Annotated in this window: 1 protein-coding gene; it reads left to right on the top strand. The window is 65.0% G+C overall.

What is annotated here, in order from left to right; genetic code table 11:
* The coding region (locus HMPREF2924_RS21235; protein WP_168172967.1) for an ATP-binding protein at positions 1–206 on the top strand (206 nt) is incomplete at both ends.

A 206-nucleotide genomic window follows, 5' to 3' on the forward strand; every position in this document is an offset into this window, starting at 1 on the left:
ATGAACATGGCCAAGCTGCCGATGCACCGCGATCTGGCCGGCTTCGACTTCAGCGCCTCCAGCGCCGACGCTCGCTTGATCAGCGAGCTGGCCAATCTGAGTTTTACCGACACCGCGCAGAACGTGGTGCTGATCGGCGGCCCAGGCACCGGCAAAACCCACCTGGCCACCGCACTGGCCGTGTCCGGCATCACCCGGCATGGCAA

Origin of the sequence: Pseudomonas sp. HMSC063H08, from assembly GCF_001813645.1 — a bacterium.
Lineage (GTDB): Bacteria > Pseudomonadota > Gammaproteobacteria > Pseudomonadales > Pseudomonadaceae > Pseudomonas > Pseudomonas aeruginosa.